The organism is Mesorhizobium abyssinicae (assembly GCF_049887195.1).
GTDB lineage: Bacteria > Pseudomonadota > Alphaproteobacteria > Rhizobiales > Rhizobiaceae > Mesorhizobium > Mesorhizobium abyssinicae.
On record NZ_JARAKC010000023.1, the window covers coordinates 1 to 19,198 of the forward strand.

The 19,198-nt window shown below is 57.5% G+C and carries 19 protein-coding genes; 13 read left to right on the top strand and 6 right to left on the bottom strand.

Annotated elements, in window-relative coordinates; all coding sequences use genetic code 11:
* The coding region (locus tag PU724_RS28620; protein WP_426213708.1) for an IS110 family RNA-guided transposase at positions 1-930 on the top strand (930 nt) is incomplete at its 5' end.
* A gap of 418 nt (positions 931-1,348) precedes the next feature.
* Here the strand turns inward: PU724_RS28620 and ltrA are convergent.
* Both ltrA and PU724_RS28630 read right to left on the bottom strand, forming a co-directional pair.
* Positions 1,349-2,827, bottom strand: a complete 1,479-nt coding sequence (ltrA, locus tag PU724_RS28625; protein ID WP_426213709.1) for a group II intron reverse transcriptase/maturase — start codon at positions 2,825-2,827, stop codon at positions 1,349-1,351.
* Between the two features lie 562 nt (positions 2,828-3,389).
* Positions 3,390-3,950, bottom strand: a complete 561-nt coding sequence (locus PU724_RS28630) for a hypothetical protein (protein WP_354425007.1) — start codon at positions 3,948-3,950, stop codon at positions 3,390-3,392.
* Between the two features lie 160 nt (positions 3,951-4,110).
* Here PU724_RS28630 and PU724_RS28635 point away from each other — a divergent pair, with 160 nt between their 5' ends.
* Both PU724_RS28635 and PU724_RS28640 read left to right on the top strand, forming a co-directional pair.
* Complete coding sequence (locus PU724_RS28635; RefSeq protein ID WP_426213710.1) at positions 4,111-4,374, top strand: hypothetical protein; 264 nt, start codon at positions 4,111-4,113, stop codon at positions 4,372-4,374.
* Positions 4,278-4,541: a type II toxin-antitoxin system RelE/ParE family toxin gene (locus PU724_RS28640; RefSeq protein WP_354425005.1), complete on the top strand. Its 264-nt coding sequence runs from the start codon at positions 4,278-4,280 to the stop codon at positions 4,539-4,541. The genes PU724_RS28635 and PU724_RS28640 overlap by 97 nt, the downstream gene beginning before the upstream one ends.
* Before the next feature lie 10 nt (positions 4,542-4,551).
* Here the strand turns inward: PU724_RS28640 and PU724_RS28645 are convergent, their stop codons facing one another.
* Both PU724_RS28645 and PU724_RS28650 read right to left on the bottom strand, forming a co-directional pair.
* Complete coding sequence (locus PU724_RS28645) at positions 4,552-4,812, bottom strand: hypothetical protein (RefSeq protein WP_135886359.1); 261 nt, start codon at positions 4,810-4,812, stop codon at positions 4,552-4,554.
* A 10-nt stretch (positions 4,813-4,822) separates the two neighbouring features.
* Entirely contained in the window at positions 4,823-5,749 is a 927-nt protein-coding gene (locus PU724_RS28650; protein WP_354425003.1) for an AbiJ-NTD4 domain-containing protein, read from the bottom strand.
* Between the two features lie 129 nt (positions 5,750-5,878).
* On the opposite strand from PU724_RS28650, the gene PU724_RS28655 reads away from it, so the two are divergent.
* On the top strand, positions 5,879-6,121 hold the full coding sequence (locus PU724_RS28655; RefSeq protein ID WP_127229643.1) for a hypothetical protein: 243 nt from the start codon (positions 5,879-5,881) through the stop codon (positions 6,119-6,121).
* Between the two features lie 191 nt (positions 6,122-6,312).
* On the opposite strand, the gene PU724_RS28660 is transcribed toward PU724_RS28655, so the two are convergent.
* Entirely contained in the window at positions 6,313-6,669 is a 357-nt protein-coding gene (locus tag PU724_RS28660; protein ID WP_127229642.1) for a DUF2958 domain-containing protein, read from the bottom strand.
* Positions 6,670-6,678: 9 nt separating this feature from the next.
* Positions 6,679-6,894 (bottom strand): hypothetical protein, encoded by a 216-nt coding sequence (locus tag PU724_RS28665; protein ID WP_127229641.1) that lies wholly within the window; start codon positions 6,892-6,894, stop codon positions 6,679-6,681.
* A 1,226-nt stretch (positions 6,895-8,120) separates the two neighbouring features.
* Between PU724_RS28665 and PU724_RS28670 the strand changes: the two genes are divergently transcribed.
* From PU724_RS28670 to PU724_RS28710, 9 genes are all read left to right on the top strand, one after another.
* Positions 8,121-8,561 carry a Ros/MucR family transcriptional regulator gene (locus tag PU724_RS28670; protein WP_127410395.1) on the top strand — a complete coding sequence of 147 codons (441 nt, stop codon included), beginning with the start codon at positions 8,121-8,123 and terminating at the stop codon, positions 8,559-8,561.
* Between the two features lie 472 nt (positions 8,562-9,033).
* Entirely contained in the window at positions 9,034-9,732 is a 699-nt protein-coding gene (locus PU724_RS28675) for an antitoxin Xre/MbcA/ParS-like domain-containing protein (RefSeq protein ID WP_354425000.1), read from the top strand.
* A gap of 632 nt (positions 9,733-10,364) precedes the next feature.
* Positions 10,365-11,519 carry a porin gene (locus tag PU724_RS28680; RefSeq protein WP_292216103.1) on the top strand — a complete coding sequence of 385 codons (1,155 nt, stop codon included), beginning with the start codon at positions 10,365-10,367 and terminating at the stop codon, positions 11,517-11,519.
* A 1,254-nt stretch (positions 11,520-12,773) separates the two neighbouring features.
* The gene (locus PU724_RS28685) at positions 12,774-13,064 is read left to right on the top strand and encodes an acyl carrier protein (protein ID WP_354424998.1); all 291 of its coding nucleotides are present in this window, start codon (positions 12,774-12,776) and stop codon (positions 13,062-13,064) included.
* Between the two features lie 67 nt (positions 13,065-13,131).
* A complete protein-coding gene (locus tag PU724_RS28690; protein WP_354424996.1) occupies positions 13,132-14,928 on the top strand; it encodes an HAD-IIIC family phosphatase in 1,797 nt (598 codons plus the stop codon).
* Positions 14,929-14,933: 5 nt separating this feature from the next.
* Positions 14,934-16,184 carry a pectate lyase family protein gene (locus PU724_RS28695; protein WP_426213711.1) on the top strand — a complete coding sequence of 417 codons (1,251 nt, stop codon included), beginning with the start codon at positions 14,934-14,936 and terminating at the stop codon, positions 16,182-16,184.
* A gap of 110 nt (positions 16,185-16,294) precedes the next feature.
* A complete protein-coding gene (locus PU724_RS28700) occupies positions 16,295-17,266 on the top strand; it encodes an NAD-dependent epimerase/dehydratase family protein (protein ID WP_354424992.1) in 972 nt (323 codons plus the stop codon).
* Positions 17,267-17,451: 185 nt separating this feature from the next.
* Complete coding sequence (locus tag PU724_RS28705; protein ID WP_354424990.1) at positions 17,452-17,865, top strand: hypothetical protein; 414 nt, start codon at positions 17,452-17,454, stop codon at positions 17,863-17,865.
* Entirely contained in the window at positions 17,862-19,136 is a 1,275-nt protein-coding gene (locus PU724_RS28710) for a polysaccharide biosynthesis/export family protein (protein ID WP_354424989.1), read from the top strand. The genes PU724_RS28705 and PU724_RS28710 overlap by 4 nt, the downstream gene beginning before the upstream one ends.
* Positions 19,137-19,198 lie beyond the last annotated feature (62 nt).

The window sequence follows — 19,198 nt, forward strand, 5'->3', positions numbered from 1 at the left end:
GCCATCCTGGGCGATCCGGCCTTCAGTCTGGATAGAGTGGGCCTTGAAGCTGGACCATTATCGCAATGGCTGTTCGAAGGGCTGGCAAAAGCTGGCTTCCCGGTCTTCTGCATCGAGACGCGCCACACCAAGGCATTCCTGGACGCCCTGCAGCAGAACAAAAGCGACCGGAACGACGCGCGCGGCATTGCCCATATGATGCGGGTCGGCCTGTTCAAGGATGTGCATGTGAAGACGCTCACGAGCCAGAAGCGGCGTGCTTTGTTAATTGCCCGCTCGCTGTTGCAAGAAAAAGCGATTGATCTGGAGAATGAAATGCGCGGGCTTCTGCGCAACTTCGGCCTGAAGGTCGGTCAGACCTCAGGCGGAACGTTCGAGAAGAGAATTCTCGAAGTCGTCCAACACGACGCTGAGCTGGCGGAAATCATGGAGCCATTGCTCGCTGGACGCCGCAAGTTGCGAGAAGGGCTGGCCAGGCTGGAAAAGAGAGTTCGCTGTGTGGCGAAGCATGACGACGTGTGCAGGCGACTGATGACGATCCCTGGCGTCGGACCGATCGTCGCGCTCGCTTATGTCTCCACGATCGATATTCCGGGCAGGTTCCGACATTCGCGAGCGGTGGGAGCCGTGCTTGGGCTGACTCCCGTACTCAAGCAATCAGGCGAAGTGAGCCGGGTTGGCCACGTTTCTCTTCGCGGAGATGCAATGATGCGAAAGCTGCTCTACGAGGCTGCCCAATCAATGATGACTCGGGTGGTGAAGTGGTTCTGGTTGAAGGCTTGGGCTATGAACATCGCGAAGCGGCATGGCAGTAAGAAAGCCAAGGTAGCATTGGCTCGCCGGCTCGCGGTTGTCATGCATCGCATGTGGGTGGATGGCTCGGAGTTTCGCTGGACGAAGGAGGAGATTATAGCAAACAAGGCGGCATAGTCCTCGGCCTAGACATTCGAATTCAAGGTTCCGCGTAGCGGCGGAAGACGTCCTTCGCGGACGATGGTGATGTGAGTTCGTGGCGGCGTTTATACCGATGTTCGTCATCAGGATGCAGCATAGATTGGACCATATCATCTACTGAACCCCATCGTGGGAGGGCCGAGTGCCGATCCCGGAGAGAAGCGCGGGCCGCGGAAAGACGTTGAACACTGCAGTGTCCGGACGAAGACAGGGCAAGCCTGCTTCTGCATAGCAGCGATTTTGGCTGGAACGTGCCAAGAGGAGACATTGCCAAAGAGCTTGACCTCGCCTCGCCGATTAGAGAAGCGTCGCCGCAGGGCATCGCGGTAGGGACGCTCATTGCTGAGCGCCCCCCCGCACAGATCCGTACGTGCAGAATTCCCGCATACGGCTCCTACTTTGGGTGTTTGACGGCGAAGCGGATTGCCGGCCAGGGATGCAGGATTCTTGGTTTCGGAAGCCATTGGACTGCGAGCTTTTCCACTCGGGACGTCGACGTCGTGTCCATCTGGCCACGGCGTCTCAGAGCCAGCTTCCAGAGGAAGATGACATGCTCCCGAAATGCCTGAAGTGATCGCAGGTTGGCGGGCACCGCGTGATACTCGTAGTATCCGCGGACGACCTGCCTGAGCCATTTCGCTTGTTCGCGAATTGGCTGATTTCTCAACCATCGCAGCCGGTCCTTGATCTCCCGGAGCTTCGCCCTCATACGGTCGCGGCGGGACTTCCGCAGAAGCATGAAGTCTCCCCGCAGTGATTTGCCGCAGATATGGGTAAAGCCGAGAAAGTCGAAGGTCTCCGGTTTTCCGAGACCACGTTCCCGTCGACGACTGGCCGCGTAGCGGCCAAACATCAGCAGGCGCGTTTTCTCAGGATGCAATGACAGAGAGAACTTCTCCAACCGTTCTCGCATCTCGATCTGGAAACGGTGCGCGTCAGCTTCTCGTTCGAAGCCTACCACGATGTCGTCCGCGTAGCGCACGATGATCATGTTGCCCGTGGCTGACCGCTGTCGCCAGCGGTTGGCCCAAAGGTCGAAGACGTAGTGCAGGTAGAGGTTCGCGAGCAGTGGCGAAGCCACCGATCCCTGACCCGTTCCTTGTTCAGACGTCGTGACGATCCCTTCTTCCAGAACGCCCGCCTTCAGCCATTTCTGGATGAGACGGATGATACGCTGGTCGCCGACCCGATGGTTCAGGAACCTGACCAGCCATTCCTGACTGACCCGGTCGAAGAACTGCTGGATATCGGCGTCCAGTATGAAGTTCACCTTTCGCTTTTCGATCCCGACCGCGAGTGCGTCCAGCGCATCGTGCTGGCCGCGTCCGGGCCGGAACCCATACGAGAACCCGAGGAAGTCTTCCTCGTAGATCGCGTTGAGCACCGCGACCGTCGCTCTTTGGACAATTTTGTCCTCAAGGGCGGCGATGGCGAGCGGGCGTTGGCGTCCGTCCGGCTTTGGTATGTATTGCCGCCGTGCGGGGCTTGCCCGGTATGCACCTCCTTGGAGCCTATCGCGCAGATTCTCGATCAGGTGATCAAAGTCAGCTTCGTAGGCTCGCCATGTCAGCCCATCAACGCCGGGGGCTGCATCACGCCGTAGAGCGTAGAATGCCGTCCTCAACGTTTCGAGATTGAGATGGTGAAAGAGGCTGGTGAACCTCTCCTGCTTCCTAAGTCTTGCAACTTGCCGTATGCGTTCCAGCGCATGTGACACGCTTTCCCGGTCCTGTGCCCGGCGCGTAGTTTGCTGATCCGCATTTCCCTTGGTCGCTGCCCTTGGCTCCGCCGACTCCGCAGCCGGTTTCCCGGCCTTGTTCGTCAGCTTCATAGCTACTACGGCAACGTCTGACTTCTCACGATCGTTCATCATCGGCTCATGCTTTCGCTTTCCCGATACGGACCAAGGAAGGTGTTACCGCCTTGGTCAATCGTGAGATCTCCCGGTTCCCGAACAAGGAATTTCCGCACATGCCAGGTTCTACGACCACGCCGAGTTGGTCGGGCACTCGCACTAACGCGCCCTACCATGTTGCCTTCCGGAGCATCCACGCCGTCGGCACTCGAGATTAGGTCCCTTACGCGGCTCAATGGCTGGCCTGTGCTTTCTCCTACCGACGCTTCACCAACGACCTCGCGGGCGTCGGCGCACGGCTCGGAGCCAATGTGGATTGCTACTCCCTCACTGAAATGGACTTTCACCATTCTATTCCTTGCCGGTTTTTCCGGCGCTCGGATGCGGGACCGACAGCCCCCGGCGAAGGGCGCCGTATGACAACCAAACTCCAGTATCGCCAAAAGCGGCGTCAATGCACAGTTCGTCTATATTCATAACCTTTAGAAGACTGCGATTCAAAACACTTCGTATTGCAGAATAACCGGTCAAAACAGAAAGCCGCGCCGAACATTTTTTAGGCTGATCCTGTCACTAGGCTCTACTCCGCTTTAGAGACGGTCCGCAGTAGGTCGGCTTCGTCACTGGTTCTGTCGTCGAAATGCGCCAGCCGCCGCGCCCGCGCCAAGTGCGATGCCCAGGCTCCATGCGCCCTCTCCGGCTCACGCTCGGAGTCGATTTTCAAGATAAACCGTGCCACGTCGACCCAATCGGCGCCCTCGGCTTCCGCGACCAGCAGGGCGGCGTAAGTCGAGATATGCGCCTCATCGTAGGCCGTGACGGCGGGCACGTCCGGGGCCTCATCATCAATGTCATGTTCGGAGCTGGGAAATATCGCCCAGGGTTCTGCCTCTACTGAAGTCGCGTCGACGTAGCGGCCAATCGATCTCAGGTGGGACGCGATTTTGTTGCGTAGGTGGTCGCGGTTGCCGTAACGAGCGTCGATTTCGCGGAGCTTTTTATACAGGCCCCTACGCTTGCCGCGCGGAACATCAGTATCGCCCATAGCGTAATGAGCAGGACCGACGGCGCAGATATGACAGCCGGTCGCGGCGACCTCCTTCACGAACGCCGGAATATCCTCTTCTCGCATACGCTTCATTTCAAGAGCCTCTCTGCACCTCCCCTATCATAGTGAGGCGAAGATTCAACCATTCCGTGCACCTGGCGCCTTAGCCGCGTGTCCACGACCCAGCGCGAAAGCAGCCAACCAACTGCTCGCACGGCTGGCCTCAGGCGCCTACGAATCCGCCAGTGAAGTCATGCGGGCGGCGTTGCGCGCCCTCGACCGCGAAGAAGGAGCGATCAATGCGGTTCTCCGCGCACGGATCAAGGCATCGATAGAGGATCCATGGCCGAGCCCTGGCTGCGGACGAGGCAGAAGCGGAAATGACGCGCTTCATGGAAAGCGAGAGCAAAGCCGCGCGCCATGCGGCGCGTTAAGGTCACCTACCGACCACAGGCCATTTCCGACTTACAGGGCATTTACCGGATTATCGCCGAGGCCAGCCAGAGCGATATGGTGACGTCGGGATTTGTGCAACGGATCATGGCGCGGTGCCGAAAGATCGGTGACGTTCCAAATGGCGGCCGCCCGCGCGACGATCTGGAGATCGTCTTTTTTGATTCCGACCAGTGGCTCGCATCTACCGTCGGAATAGAATTTCTTCAAATGGACTTGCGAACGAAGTGATCGAGAGGCATCAGCCGCCGCCGGTGTTCCGGGCGATCTGCACCGCCGCGTCGCGTGAACCCCAACTGCCCTGAAAATACGCATCAAGCGTGTGGTCGTTGGCAAACAGAGGCTCACCGCCCAGCGCGTCCCAATCTCCCTTCACACGGTCGCCGACACTCAAAGAGCCTTCATCGCCGATCAGTTCCACGACAGCGTAACCGTCAACATGGTGCACGACGATCATACCGCCGTTTCTCGAAACAAAAACAACCTGCCCAGCGCTGCGCATTCTTCTTCCCCTAAAACGGTATCTCGTCGGTCAATTCACGTGCTGCTGGCTCACGCAACGGTTCTGGCGGAGGAGGCGTCGAGCGCTCCAGATGCTTGGAGATCAGAAAATTATGGAAGGCGGCGGCAATCTGAATAGCCAGATCTCCGTACACGGGCGGAATGTTGACCACCGCTGCACCCTGTCCATGTCCGCCCAGCTTATTGCGCAGAAAAGGCAATGCCTTCAGAACCTGGTCTGTAAAGCCATTCCTGACGGCTTCGGGTAGATCATCGAAAAAACCCTGTTGAGCAAGTTCCTTGATAAGCTTGTCGCCGTTAGCATGGTCCAGGCCCGTAAGAACCTTCATCACGCTCTCGAAACTATGACCCGAATAGAAAATGGCTTCGCGAACATCGCCGGCGCCGAGATACTGGCGGGCCTTGGCGAACTCATCGCCCGCACCCTCGAAGCGATTGGCCGTCAGGGCGTCGTGGGCAGTCATGGCAAGCCTGGCTCCAATGAAATCACCGTCCAGCTTGAAAAACTCACCGTCAGAGAGCCGCCAGGGGCAATCATGCAGCTCAAATATCTGGTTGAGCTTCTGGCGTAGTGCTTCCTTCTCGGCAGCATCCATATACCGGGCAGCCAATTCTACCGTATCGAAAACCCAAGAAGCGGCCCCTTCTTGAACCAGCAGACGCAACTCACCGGGCCGTTCAGACGGTGTGCGCAACACGGGCAGCCGGTCCCAACCATGCTCGACGAGCAAATCCGACGAAACCTCGTCCAGAATCGATGACTGGGAAATCCAACGGTCGTTGGGGGCACGCTGGAGATGCAGCGGCGAATTGTTGGCCTGAAGCCACGACCATAGTTTGCGGCGAGCAGCTTCAGGGATTTCAACAACAAGCCGTCCTTGATCGATAGCGCGCATGTAACGCTGACTGAAGAGCATCGAATGCCTCATCCTTCCTCGCAAATCCGGCATCGCACCGATTGCTTCCATTAGCCAAATTGGATAGAACAAAAAAAGAACTCAGGCAAGAAATCGACAGCACTTCACACAGGCTACGAGGGATTTTGCATGGCAGATTGGGGACGCCTGGTGGCAGGCGGCTTTGCCTATATGGATGCTTCTTTCGCTGTCCATGCCAAGGATAGGGAAAGGGCGCTCCTCTATATGCAAGAAGCCTTGGCCGCTGGCTTAAGCTGGCATGAGGTTGAACGGCAGCTAATAGCCTATATGCACAACCAGCGTATGACCCCGGAGACGATCGACAAAAACCTTCTGCTCGCCGCTGGATTGATGAAAGAGTGGTTCGAATAGCCGTATTCGACCTGGCCGTTTAGCTCGTCCTGCAGAGATTTATAGTATGGGAACCAAGGGACACTGCCCCGTTCTCCCACAAGCGAAATCGACTCGACCGCGGCTCCGCGCTGCGCTTGTGCGCCCGCACCAAATCCGTTTCGCGAATCAACGCCGTCCCAACGGACGGCGTTGAGCGACGCCGGAAACGCCTACACCCGGATACGACCGAGTCGCCGAGCCTCGTCGGCGTATTCCGACAGCGGCTTGTCGGGGCTGAAGTACAGGTCCCGCTCGACCGGCAGGCCAAGCTGCCCGCGTAGCGCGAACAGCTCAGAGAGGCTGACGTTGCCCATTTCCGGGCAGCCAAGCCCGAGATCACAGAGGCCAAACGCGACATCCGGGTCATCCGGGTCGATTTCGGTCAGGAGCCAGGTCGCACCGGCGTCCGGGGTGAACAGCTTGACGACCGGGACGAAGTCGATTTCGTGTGCCGTTCCGCGAAGGGGCTGCTGCTGGCGACCATTCGCCAGCAGCTTTTCCCGCAGACTCTGGGTGAGGATCTGCATGGCCGCCTCCTACTCATCGGACTTCGGTGCACGGAGGACAACGCGGCCGTCGATGGGCAAGGCCTCGAGAAGGAGCGTGCCGCCCTCGCCGTCGTCATGGGCGAAGAAGGCGCCGATGCGGGTCCAGAAGCCCTTCTGGCCTTCCTTGCCGTCGCGCACGGTATAGGCGTGGTAGAGCGGCGATTTCGGCTCGGGTTTCGTTTCGGAGTTACGTCTGTTGGTCATGGTCTTTTCCTTTGGTTGCTGTTTCTGTCCCGGAGGACGGTTCCAAAGGAGACGGCGCACTGAGCCGGATTGTCCCCAACACGGGAGCGCAGCGAATGGAGCGGGCAGGAACGGGACAAAACGGCTGGGCCGGATAAAAGGAACGTCATCAGCTCCGGGCAAGACAGCAACAGGAAAGGCTGTTGGCCGACAGACAAGGGAAGAACGTCAACCCGGCTTATCGCTAGAGCGTCACATCAGACGACAACCAGCCCAGGAAATGAAGGTTTCGCCATGGAGCAGCTGCCAGCTGTAACCTTGGGACTCCGCTCCGATCAGGCCGCCTCCTCCCGGTCCTGGCCGTCGTGCAATGCATACCCGCCGTCCCATCCGGTGAAGGAGTTGCGATGGGGAACGGGAAGCTCCTGCAGTCTGCTGGGCCATGCTGCAGACATGGATGCAGGCCTAAAATCGCGATTAGGGCACGACGCAAGGCCATCAAGAATACGTTTGCCATCCGGTGGGGAGACGAGATCCAGCTCAATCGGCGCCAATAATCCTTTTCAATTCCGCGCGCGGAACGTGGAAGTGAGTAATGCAACTCACAATGCAACTGTAATACTAGCTTCTCTTTCGGTCATTGCTACCAGACAACAGTAATGTTACCGGGTTTTGCGACGTGACCTCCGGAGCGCAAGCTGGCTGTGGCAGAGCGCGAGCCGATCTTACCTTGGGTGTTCTATGGACGGCGGAAAAGAATCAAGGGAGCAGCGGCGTCGGCGCGTTCTCAAAGGAGCGTCGATTCTCTCGGGTATTTCAAATTCTGAAGTCAAGTGCACCGTTCGCAACATGCATTCGCAAGGCGCGGAGCTGCAAGTGTCAATTGACGCGCGCGTTCCAAATGAATTCCTTCTCTACATCCCGACTGATGGGGTAGGTTATAAAACAGTGGTCCGGTGGCGCCGAGGGGACAAGCTCGGAGTTATGTTCTTGGGCACAGAGCCTAAGCCACATTGGCACTACGGTTAAGTGTGCGACCCTGCTTGAGCCTATTCCAGCCAAATAATGGAAACAGGATTCTTTGCACCCTCAACCGTGCGACGTAGACCACGACGTGACCTATCCTCAGTAGAAAGTCGCGAACGCTGCGAAATTGCGCGTGTAGAGCTCATAGCCAGAATATTCGCATATTGCACATTCCGGATTTGGCGGGTATGGGAATCTGGGGGGAATTGAGGAGAACAAAGATGTCCCTGGAATCAGGCAATAATCTCATCGAACTTACTGCTGATATCGTTTCCGCTTATGTCCAGAAGAACCCGGTGCCGGCATCTGGATTGCCGGATTTGATCGCAAGTGTGAATTCGGCATTGTCTAATATTGGAAATGCAACTCCGCCTGAGGCGCCTAGTCTAAAGCCGGCAGTTAATCCCAAAAAGTCGATTTATCCGGATTATATCATCAGCCTGGAAGACGGTCAGAAATACAAGTCGCTTAAGCGCCACCTTGCAGTCAGGCACGGCATGACGCCTGATGAATACCGGACGAAATGGGGATTGGCAAAAGATTATCCCATGGTCGCCCCGAATTACTCGGCAGCCCGATCAGCGCTCGCGAAATCGCTAGGCTTGGGGAGAAAGGCGGCTCCAGTCAAAAAGTCTTCCTCGAGGCGCAAGGCGAACGCCTAAGGCATGGAAAAGACTAGGCAGGAGCTTTGGCCCGAGCAAAGAATCACCGCAATCACATGGTCGCCGCTCACGATTGGCGCACCGCGCTAGAAAAAGGAAAGTCATAAGAGAAGACGGCGTTTCTCGTTTCTCTCTCGTAGGGAGAAAAAGATAGACCGTAAAACAATATAATTTGGTAAAAAAGGGCTGCGAATGCGGCCCTTTTTGTTGGTAACCTTGGTCGTTCCCTCGGAAGAAGGTCTATTCGGCCGCCTCTGTCGCGCAGCCGTCATAATTCGCACCTAAACGAAAAACCGATGCGTCCCGTGACTGACATTTCGGGACGCCTTGACAGTCAGTTGGGGATGTCAAAATGCAAGACAGCAACCTGTCGGGTCGCTGCATGTGCCGTTGCGATTTTCGCTTCCCGGTGTAGCCGTTCAAATCTCAGCCGCAGCCGGTGACGGGAGCGAGGGGCGCGCAAGACAGTTACATGACCAGATTTCAAAATCGAACACACGGGATCTCGCAGGATGCCTTGGCAGACCTGGTGACGGAAGCCGTGCAACAGGCCCTGATCCAGCAGGGCACTGTTCTCGACACGCAAGCTCTGGTTTCAGTCAGCGCCATCGCCGGCGGCCTCGCCGCCGCCGCTCCCTTCCTTCCACAAGCACAGCGACTCGCGATCGGCTCTTTCAAGGGCGAATGCGCTGCGTTCGCCCCGGAATTCTTCCGGAGATTGGGGGAGTTCGCACGCTCCGGCTCCGCCAGTGCCAATCGCGCGGATGATGGCCCGATGCCGCCATTCGCAGCACCCTCATCAGCGAAGCGGACAAACGATCTGCAATCGGCGCTGATTGAGGACTGGGCGGGCGAAGTCGCCGGATCGACCTTTCTGGAAGAGCATTTCCGCATACCGCGCTCGACGCTGCATCGCTGGCAAAGGCGCAATGAGGTTATTGCCTTGCGCAAGGGCGGCCGCAAACATGTCTTCCCGCTCGCCCAGTTCGTCGACGGCAGGCCGGCATCGGGGATTAGCGAAGTGATGTCCGCAATCGGGAATCCACGGCTCGCATGGTTCTGGCTGACCCGCCCTTCGCCGCAACTCCGCGGACGCATTCCGATCGAGGTGCTCAAGCAGGACATGGTGTGTGACGTCGTGTCGGCTGCCCGCAAGTTTTCATCGACTTGAGCTTCTTCACTGGGCCTATGCCGTCGGCTCCAGCTTGCGGCACACGCAAGAACAGGAAGTTCAATGTTCCACGGCACCTTCAGCCTTCGCCCGGGTAAGCCGGCACGATCCCATTCTGCGTGAGCGCTTCTGCCGGAATGATGACCGAAATGGGGCGTGTCGGCGAACGGCAGCGCCAACGCCGCACAATCCCGAGATTCAGACAGACGGCTCTGAAGAGATAGCCGCTCTCTTAGCGTTGGTCACTCGGATGGCGGCAATGCCTCGGGTTTCCCGAAAGGTGAGCGCGCGAATCTCTTTTTGGCGCCAACATGATATTCTTCCTAAAATCATCTAAATCGGTTTAGTCGCCATATAGTTCAAATCTAAATTCGCGTTTCACTCGTGCCAGTTGTTTAATATGTGCAATTTTCATGTCGAAAACGTGCTATTTGCGCAACAATACTTTCATAAGATTCCAAAAGGCCTGTTTCGGAGACAATCTCTGTTGAACGCCGCCGCGGGTTAGGCCATGTCGGGGGCGAAAGGGCGGCGCGATGCGCCTCTTTTTCAATAGTTGGGGATCGGGTAGCAACGCTGCCCTTCAGCAAAGAAATCAAACCCGTTTTAACTTTTGTCTGGAGATCAGAAAAATGAACATCAAGAGCCTTCTTCTCGGCTCCGCTGCGGCCTTGGTCGCTGTTTCCGGCGCGCGCGCCGCCGACGCGGTGACCGTCGCCGAGCCGGAGCCCGCCGAATACGTCAAGATCTGCGACGTCTACGGCGCCGGCTACTTCTACATTCCCGGCACCGAGACCTGCCTGCGCATCGGCGGCTATGTCCGATACGACATCGCCGGTGGCGACATCGGGTCGTTCGATGGTGCTAAGAACGTCGATCACCAGGACGGCTCCATTCAGGCCACCTGGAAGAAGAATGCCCGTTTCTCGCTGAGGACCTGGACCGGCCAGGAAACCGAACTCGGGACTCTGAAGACCTACACCGAGACCCGCTTCAACTTCGGCAACCGCAACGCTACAGCCTCCGTCGTAAGGGGCGTCGTCACCGACAACCCCGCCGTCAACAAGGGCGTTACGCTGAACTTCGCCTGGATCCAGCTCGGCGGCCTGCGCGTCGGCAAGGACGAATCGGCCTTCGATACGTTCATCGGCTATGCCGGCAACGTCATCAATGACACGCTGGTTCCCTATGGCGATTTCGACACCAACGTCGTCCAGTACTACTTCGACGCCGGCAACGGCTTTTCGGCGGTGGCTTCGCTCGAAGAAGGATCCGGCACTGTTGGCACGATCGACAGCTATGTTCCGCATGTGGTCGGCGGCGTGAAGTACACACAGGGCTGGGGCGGGATCAGCGGCGTCGTCGCCTACGACAGCAACTACGAAGAAGTCGCCGGCAAGGTCCGGTTGGATGTCAAAGCCAGCGATGAACTGTCACTGTTCGTGATGGGCGGCTACGGCACCGACGACAACCTCAACGATGATGCGGGCAACGTCATCGATGCTCACGGTCGCGGCTTCTACAAGCAGTGGAGCGGCAACTGGGCAGTCTGGGGCGGCGGCACCTACAAGTTCAACGAGAAGACCTCGTTCAACACCCAGCTCTCCTATGATGAAGGCAAGAACTTCGGCGTCGCGGCGAACATTGCCTACGAAATCGTCAAGGGCTTCAAGGTCACGGCCGAAGTCGACTACTTGCACGTTGGCGATGACACCGTCACCAACTGGACCAAAGCCGACAAGAAGAACAACATTGGAGGCATCCTCCGCTTCCAGCGCTCGTTCTGATCGAGTCCCTGCCGATCAGAGCGGAAGGCCCGTGAGGACGTCGCGGGCCTTTTTTCTTGTCTAGAGCTACCGTGCCGACGGGGGAACATGTCTTCCCGCTCGGTATCAAAGCAGCGCTCAGCCGGCTAGGGGCGGTGAAAAGTAACCCGAGCAACGAAGCTTCGCTAGCAGAATGATGGCCGTTCCGCCGGCCGGGCCGAATAAAAGGAACGTCATCAGCTCCCGGCAATCCAGGAACAGGAAAGGCCAAGTGGCACTACGGCATGAAACGACCCCGGCCGGGGCTTCGACCGACAACGCCCACAGGCGATCACCGGACTAGGAAATAAGCCTTCGAGATGGATCCCTAGCGTGTCAGCCTTGAACTCTGCGACGATCAGCCCGCTTCCCTTGAGTCCTGCCATGCCGTCGACGCGCAGCCCACCCATCGGGCACGTCGCGATCGATTGGAATCTGACCATGACGGAGAAGCAGTCTGCAGGGACATGCGGCATCCATGGTTGTCGGATTGGCATTTCCGGCGGTGACGGCGGGCTAAAGATAGAGCCCTCGCCTGCTATTTCGCAGCTTGTCTTAATCCAGAGCCCACTTGACGATCGAGGTCAGGGAGCATGGCTGGCCGCCCAGTTATTTGCGGCAGCGAACATGAGCATCGCAGGACGGGGGGGGTGATTCCAGCCCTTGCAACAGTGTCGTTCTTTCGGATCCCGACCAGTCGAGGAGCGGAGCCAAGATCAAGCTGCCCGGAAGCCTCAACCTAGCTTCTGTGGTGTTTCCGGAGAGAGGCTCCTTCGCAGTGACTCGGCGGGTTGGGCGCGGCATGTGAAAAGCGAGCCGAATCCGCCAGTCCTCGCCGCCCGAGATCAGTCTCCAAATCACAATTCAATCGATTGAGATTTACGAATAGCTCTTCTCGCTCCCGCCCCGCGGAGCGGCAGCGCGAGTAACTATTTCCAAAACGCAATTGTAATACTGTCAAATTCGCCTCTATCAGATAACAGTAATGTTATCATTGGTTTTGCAGGCTCATACCATCCACGCACTGTCGCGGAGTTGTCATCTTTTGGTCTATTGCGAAAATCCTGTTGACAATGGTTGCAGCGATGGTTCAGAGCTTGCCGCGCCGGCCCTGGGAGCTTTGGAGCACCGCTAGGTGAGGATTGCTCTTTGAGAGGTCCAGGGTGGTTCTATGTCCACCAAGCAAACGCGTTTCTATACCATTCGCGAATAGCCTCCAGAAGAAGGAAATGGAGCATGGACCACCTAAGGATATTGTTCTCGGTCAATGGGCTAATGAAGGATGTCTTCGACGAAGAAGACTTGGTCGCTACCAACGAAACAACAGCAGATGATGTCGCAGATTGGGATAGTACCAACCATATCCGCCTCATCATGGCCATCGAAGAGGCATTCGAGATACGTTTCGCGCCTGAGGAGATTACAGCGCCGGAGAATGTTGGAGAGTTGGTCGCGCTGATATCTTCCAAATTGGCTGCGCGATCTGACGTGTCGGGCGCTGGAGGAATGCACAGTGCGAGATCTTGATTGGCTTCCTGAGGCGCCGTCTGACTATTCTGCGCGATGTCGTGCCCTCGCGGGCATCGAAAAGGACTTGGGCCTTGATTTCCAAAGGCTGTCCGGCTTCCGCCTCAACGGAATCGAGGCCTTGGGCTTCCGCCGTGCGCTGGCCAAGGCGCAGGCGGCAGGAAGGGATTTGGCTCCCCTCTCAACTTTCAAGTTGGCGGTGGTCTCAAACGCTACGATGGATTTTGTGGCCGACCATCTGGCGGCGGCGGCCGCGAGACATGGCGTCGCCCTGGAGGTAATCGAAACTGATTTCGACGTGGTGATGCAAGAGGCACTCGCCGCGACGTCCAAGGTTAACGCCAGCAATCCAAACGCGGTACTTCTGGCGGTGGACCACCGCTGGCTCGGGCTTGGCTTGGCCGTGGACGCATCTGGCGCAGAGGTTGAAGGGGCTGTCACCAGGCTGCTCCAGGCAGCACGCCACTTCAAGAACAACAGCGGAGGGACACCGATCCTGTCGCTCCTCCCGACGCCCGGTGATGCGCTGTTCGGCAGCTTCGAGCGAAGCCTGGCGGGATCTCTCGCGTCGAAGATTGCTCTGGTGAACCAGGCCATTCTCGACTTTGCGCGGGACGAAGGCGCCTACGTCCTGGACGTAGCCGCCATAGCGAACTCGGTCGGAGTGGCCGAGTGGTTCGATCCCATTACGTGGAACGCACAGAAACAACCTTTTGCGCCGGCTTTCAGCGCCCTTTACGCCGACCGCTTGGGGCGGTTACTCGGCGCCATTCGGGGTAAGGCCCGCAAATGCCTGGTGCTGGATCTCGACAACACACTTTGGGGCGGGGCGATTGGTGACGAGGGGCTCGAGGGAATTGTGCTCGGTCAGGGTTCGGCCGCCGGCGAGGCGTTTCTGAGCGTTCAGCGCACCGCCAAGGCTCTTAAAGAGCGCGGCGTTATCCTGGCGGTCAGCTCGAAGAACGACGACGAGGTCGCCCGTTCGGCATTCCGCAAGCACACGGAAATGATCCTAAAAGAGAACGACATCGCGGTTTTTCAGGCCAACTGGACTGACAAGTCGTCGAACCTAGAGGCGATCGCCACCACACTCAACATCGGGCTCGATTCGCTGGTGTTGCTGGACGACAATCCGGCCGAACGTGGCCACGTTCGGGCGGCCCTGCCAATGGTGGCTGTTCCGGAACTCCCCGCCGACCCCGCATATTTCGCTGCCACCCTGCTGGCCGCGGGATACTTTGAGGCAGTGAGCTTCAACGGCGACGACGTTCTGCGCGCGGCCTCCTATGCGCAAGATGCCCAGCGCGCCGAAGTCTTTGCCAAGGCCCGCGATCTTGGCGACTACCTCACTTCTCTCGACATGGTGCTGCGATGCGGACCGATCGACGGCACAAACCGTTCGAGGGTCACGCAGTTGATGAACAAGTCCAATCAGTTCAACCTAGTTACCCGCCGGCTCACAGAGAACGAGGTCGCGTCCATGGAGGCCGACCCGCGCATGATCACACTTCAGGCAAAGCTTAGCGACCGCTTCGGCGATCTAGGGCTGATCGGGGTGGTGACCAGTTCGATCGACGGCACCAGTGCCACGGTTACCGATTGGCTCATGAGTTGCCGTGTGCTGGGCCGCAAGGTCGAGGAGGCCATCTACGGAGTCCTCTTGAATAGCTTGGCGAAGCGGGGCGTCCGCAGGCTGAACGCCAGCTATCTACCGACCAAGAAGAACGGGATGGTGAGCGAGCATTTCGATCGGTTGGGAATGTCACGAGTGAAGGAGCACGCCGACGGCGCCGTCTTGTACGAAGTGTCGGTCACGGACCGTACATTGCAATCGCTGCCGATGAAGATCGAAAGCGCGCTTTAAGGCCCATGAAGCTTACTCAATCATCTCGCGCTTTCAGTGAGCGCCCGATCATGAAGGTCGTTGCGGCCGTCGCGACGGTTCTACTCACCCTGGCCTGCTTCATGTCAGATCCGAGAGCGGCAGACGATTGCACCTCGCCTACCCAGGCGTGCCCATTCGTTCAGTCTCTGTTGAGCCAGCGCGAAGGCTATGGGCGTCTAGCAGAGGGCGGGCTGAAGGGTGCTTTCGTGACCGTGACCTCGGCCTCGGACTCCGGTCCCGGCTCGCTCCGAGAGGCGCTGTCTGGCCACGGCAGGCGATGGATCCGCTTTGCGAGCGATATGACCATCGAATTGAAATCGCAACTCAAGGTTCCTTCCGACACCACCATCGACGGCCGCGGCCACATAATCACGCTCTACGATTACGGGTTGAGCATCACCGATCACACCCGCAGCGTCATCCTTACGCATCTGACGATCGACGGGCGTTTCAAGACGATCGCCCAGGCGGTCAATATCGCGAATTTCTCAAACGACATCTGGGTGGATCATCTCGATCTTTCGCGCTTCATCGACCGACTTATCAACGTGAAGAGCGGTTCCACAGACGTGACAATCTCGTGGGTGAAGTTCCATGACCACAACAAGGTGATGCTGATCAATAACCTTCCTTCCAAAGATCTTTTTGCTTTCTACGACAGGGACAAGATAGCGCGCGTCACGCTTCATCACTCCTATTTCCTGAACACCGTCCAGCGCAATCCGAGAGTGCAAATCGGGCATTTGCACGCGTACAACAACCTGCTGGAAAATTGGGACGTCTATGGGATGAGCTTCAGCCTTGAGGCGAGCGCCCTGATCGAAGGAAACATCTTCGCCAACAGCGCCTCGCGACCCTGCCGAGAGCCTGGCTCCTTTGCCACCAAGGAAGGGCCGGAGATGAACTATTGCAAGTATATCTCCAGTGCGCCTGCCAATTCCCAGCTTCCCAACGGCAAGGCGGACGAAAAGAATTACAATTCGACGACCGATCAATACCAGTATCAACATGATATAAAGGCGTTCATTCGTATTCGCGACAATCTCTATCTCGGCGACGCGCGCCAGGGGATTGTGGACTACCATCCGGAAAATGTGCCTGTGCCCCCGTACTGCACGTCCTATCAGGCACCCAGCACAGGATTGGCGGCGCGTATACGCCGTGAGGCGGGAAATACACCAGATGAGGTCCCCTACGCGATCGATCGATGTCCCGCGGGCATCGGTGTGCAGTAGGGCTTTGAGGCTTGGCCAACCCAGATCTAGAGCAGCGGCACACCAAGCGTGGATGACAGCCGACGAACGCAAGTCCCCATCCCATAACGGGTCATTCAAGAGGTAGGTAAATGACAATCCTGGTGACTGGCGCCGCTGGGTTTATTGGATATCACGTGGCCGACGCCCTCTTGGCGCGAGGGCAAGAGGTCGTCGGCGTAGACAACCTGAATTCCTACTATGAGGTTAGCCTGAAAGATGCGAGGCTTGAGAAGCTGACCGCACAGAAAGGCTTTATCTTTCGCCGGCTCGACTTGTCCGACCGGGACAAAATGCTTGAGTTGGCAGAGACATATCCGGACATCACCCATATTGTCCATCTTGGCGCTCAGGCTGGCGTTCGTTACTCCCTGATCGACCCATATGCATATATCACCTCCAATATTATGGGGCATGTCGTTGTCCTCGAACTTGCCCGCAAGCTAAAGCAACTTGTGCATACCGTTTATGCCAGTTCGTCGTCCGTATATGGGAACAATTCCACAGTTCCTTTTTCAGTCGATACACCAGCCGACGAGCCACAGTCCCTTTACGCCGCTACAAAACGGGCTGATGAACTTATTTCATACACATATTCACACCTTTATGACCTTAAGCTAACAGGCTTGCGGTTCTTTACGGTTTACGGGCCTTGGGGCAGGCCAGACATGGCTCCAATGTTGTTCTCGAAGGCCATTTTGGAAGGCTCTCCTATTAATGTATTCAACAATGGAAAGATGTGGCGCGATTTTTCCTACATTGACGATATTGTGTCAGGTATTATCGCCGCTATGGAGCGGCCTTCGAATCTTATTCCGCCTCATAGAGTTTACAATCTCGGGAATAGCAAATCCGAAAAACTAACAGATTTTATCTCTGTTCTTGAAGCTTCGCTCGGAAAAAAAGCGCAGATGAAGTTTATGCCGATGCAGCCAGGGGACGTTGAGAGAACATCTGCTGATACTCTGGACTCTCAATTGGATCTCGGGTTCTCGTCATCCACGTCTATAGATCGCGGAATTCCACAATTCGTCAAATGGTATCGTGATTACTATGCTGTTTGAATGGCCGTCGAATATTGCAGCGAGCGAGACCCTCTCCTGCGCGCCCGTCCGCCTTGTGCCTGCAAGCTTCGAAGAGTAGACAGATGAGCGAGATACCAAGCGCCTCTGGAGACCGGTCCCCTAGCGTTGAGCTGAGGATATGTTCGAGCAGCGGTGACTGTCGAACGATCACTGACATTGGCGTAATGCGCGCCGAGCTCGACCGCCTTGCCCCAGCGGCCTTGAAGCCGAAGCCATTCGGTTACGTCTATCGCGTCGGGTCTCAACCCTCCGATGAATGGCGATTCACGAGGGATGCGCATCTCACCGAATCGGCGAAGCCCGGATATTACATAATCCAACCTGTCTATGACGCTCCCGCCTTTGTCTCGCTGATGGCGTCGCAGCATGATGCAGTGCGGGTGAGCGAGCCGTTGCGGGACCCGCTTGTCGACCATGGCGCAGGACACTGCATCACAACTACGGGCGCCAGCGCCGCCCTCGCCGCACACTCTGCGCCATCAGAGAGCTTTTTCGCTGCACTGTCCGACAGCCCGCGAACATTGCCGGAGATAATTGAGGCGCTCACGCGGCTGCAGACCGAAAGGCGCGTTCGATGAACAGCAGCTCGCAGCACCGCGCCGGGTCACCCCATGACCGCCCCGGCGATCTCCGGAGCGCGGCGATCCGGGACGCGGCGCCTGCCAAGCTACCTAGCAGCCGTTTACGAACGAAGGTCTTGGCTCTCTGCGTCGGCGTGGTGCCCTTGGTAGGCTGCCAGGTCGTCCCTGGGGCAGGCCCTGATGCCAGCACGATATTGGCGGCATCCGGAAAATCCGGTCCGGAACAGCATCGGTCCAATGCAGCGGTGTTCGATGTCGTAGACATTGACGGCTACAGCGCCCGCCTTGTTGCCGACTATTCATCTCAGATCTTTAGCAACAGGTTCGGCATAGGCGGCCCACTCAACACCGCGGTATTTGGTGTGGGGGACCGCGTGCGCGTCATTATCTTTGAGGCCAGCGATACCGGATTGTTTTCCACTAAGGCCTCCAAGCAGATGAGCCTGGACCTGGAGGTGCAGCCGGACGGGAATGTCCCTATCCCCTACGCCGGGCTGATCCGCTTCGCTGGCCGCACATCCGAGCAAACCCGAAAATCCATTCTTGCCGCCTTAAGGGGGAAAGCCGTGGAGCCTGATGTGATCGTCACCAGTCTCGGGACGGATTCGCGCGTGGCCACTGTCACAGGTTCGGTGAAGGCATCTGCTCAGGTCCCGCTCAACCTGAACGGCAACCGGCTGATGGATGTCATAGCTAAGGCCGGAGGACCCGTTGATCCACCATATGAAACTTACGTGACGCTGACCCGCGGAACCAGAACCGCAACGGCGCTCATGAAGACGATCATCGAAAGCCCGACCAACAATGTTTTCATTCAACCGAACGACCAGATCTTTGTTTCGCATGATCCGAGGACATTCACCATGCTGGGGCAGACAGCCAGCAACAATCGGATTGCATTCGGCGCCAATGACCTGAACTTGCTGGAGGCGATGGCGCTCGCAGGCGGGGGCAATGATCGCAACGTAAGCGCTTCCGGCTTCTTCGTCTTCCGCTACGAAGAGGAAGGAATCGTGCGGACGCTGCTTGGCGGGAAGCGCTTTGATGAACTCGTTTCCAAGGGGCTGACGCCAAACAAAGACGGCAAGTACCCTATCGTTTACCGCCTTGACATGAACCGACCTGATAGCCTGGTCAATGGCCAGACCTTCCAGGTCAAAAACCGCGATGTCATTTACGCGTCGCGGCATCCTGCCGTCGAGCTGCAGTACTTTCTCTCGTTGGTGGCCCAACCCCTCAACGTCGCACGCGGAGTGAGTTCATTCTGAACTCACTAATGGGCCGCGTTAACTCTGGCTGGCCTCCGCAACCCACATTCTATTTCCGGTAT

Coding starts and splice junctions, on each gene's coding strand:
- PU724_RS28675 (WP_354425000.1), top strand. CDS start 9,034: ATGACCAGATTTCAAAATCGAACACACGGGATCTCGCAGGATGCCTTG.
- PU724_RS28700 (WP_354424992.1), top strand. CDS start 16,295: ATGACAATCCTGGTGACTGGCGCCGCTGGGTTTATTGGATATCACGTG.
- PU724_RS28645 (WP_135886359.1), bottom strand. CDS start 4,812: ATGCGCAGCGCTGGGCAGGTTGTTTTTGTTTCGAGAAACGGCGGTATG.
- PU724_RS28695 (WP_426213711.1), top strand. CDS start 14,934: ATGAAGCTTACTCAATCATCTCGCGCTTTCAGTGAGCGCCCGATCATG.
- PU724_RS28670 (WP_127410395.1), top strand. CDS start 8,121: ATGTCCCTGGAATCAGGCAATAATCTCATCGAACTTACTGCTGATATC.
- PU724_RS28680 (WP_292216103.1), top strand. CDS start 10,365: ATGAACATCAAGAGCCTTCTTCTCGGCTCCGCTGCGGCCTTGGTCGCT.
- PU724_RS28685 (WP_354424998.1), top strand. CDS start 12,774: ATGGACCACCTAAGGATATTGTTCTCGGTCAATGGGCTAATGAAGGAT.
- PU724_RS28660 (WP_127229642.1), bottom strand. CDS start 6,669: ATGCAGATCCTCACCCAGAGTCTGCGGGAAAAGCTGCTGGCGAATGGT.
- PU724_RS28635 (WP_426213710.1), top strand. CDS start 4,111: ATGCGGGCGGCGTTGCGCGCCCTCGACCGCGAAGAAGGAGCGATCAAT.
- PU724_RS28665 (WP_127229641.1), bottom strand. CDS start 6,894: ATGACCAACAGACGTAACTCCGAAACGAAACCCGAGCCGAAATCGCCG.
- PU724_RS28630 (WP_354425007.1), bottom strand. CDS start 3,950: ATGAAGCGTATGCGAGAAGAGGATATTCCGGCGTTCGTGAAGGAGGTC.
- PU724_RS28640 (WP_354425005.1), top strand. CDS start 4,278: ATGCGGCGCGTTAAGGTCACCTACCGACCACAGGCCATTTCCGACTTA.
- PU724_RS28650 (WP_354425003.1), bottom strand. CDS start 5,749: ATGCTCTTCAGTCAGCGTTACATGCGCGCTATCGATCAAGGACGGCTT.
- PU724_RS28705 (WP_354424990.1), top strand. CDS start 17,452: ATGCGCGCCGAGCTCGACCGCCTTGCCCCAGCGGCCTTGAAGCCGAAG.
- PU724_RS28710 (WP_354424989.1), top strand. CDS start 17,862: ATGAACAGCAGCTCGCAGCACCGCGCCGGGTCACCCCATGACCGCCCC.
- PU724_RS28655 (WP_127229643.1), top strand. CDS start 5,879: ATGGCAGATTGGGGACGCCTGGTGGCAGGCGGCTTTGCCTATATGGAT.
- ltrA (WP_426213709.1), bottom strand. CDS start 2,827: ATGATGAACGATCGTGAGAAGTCAGACGTTGCCGTAGTAGCTATGAAG.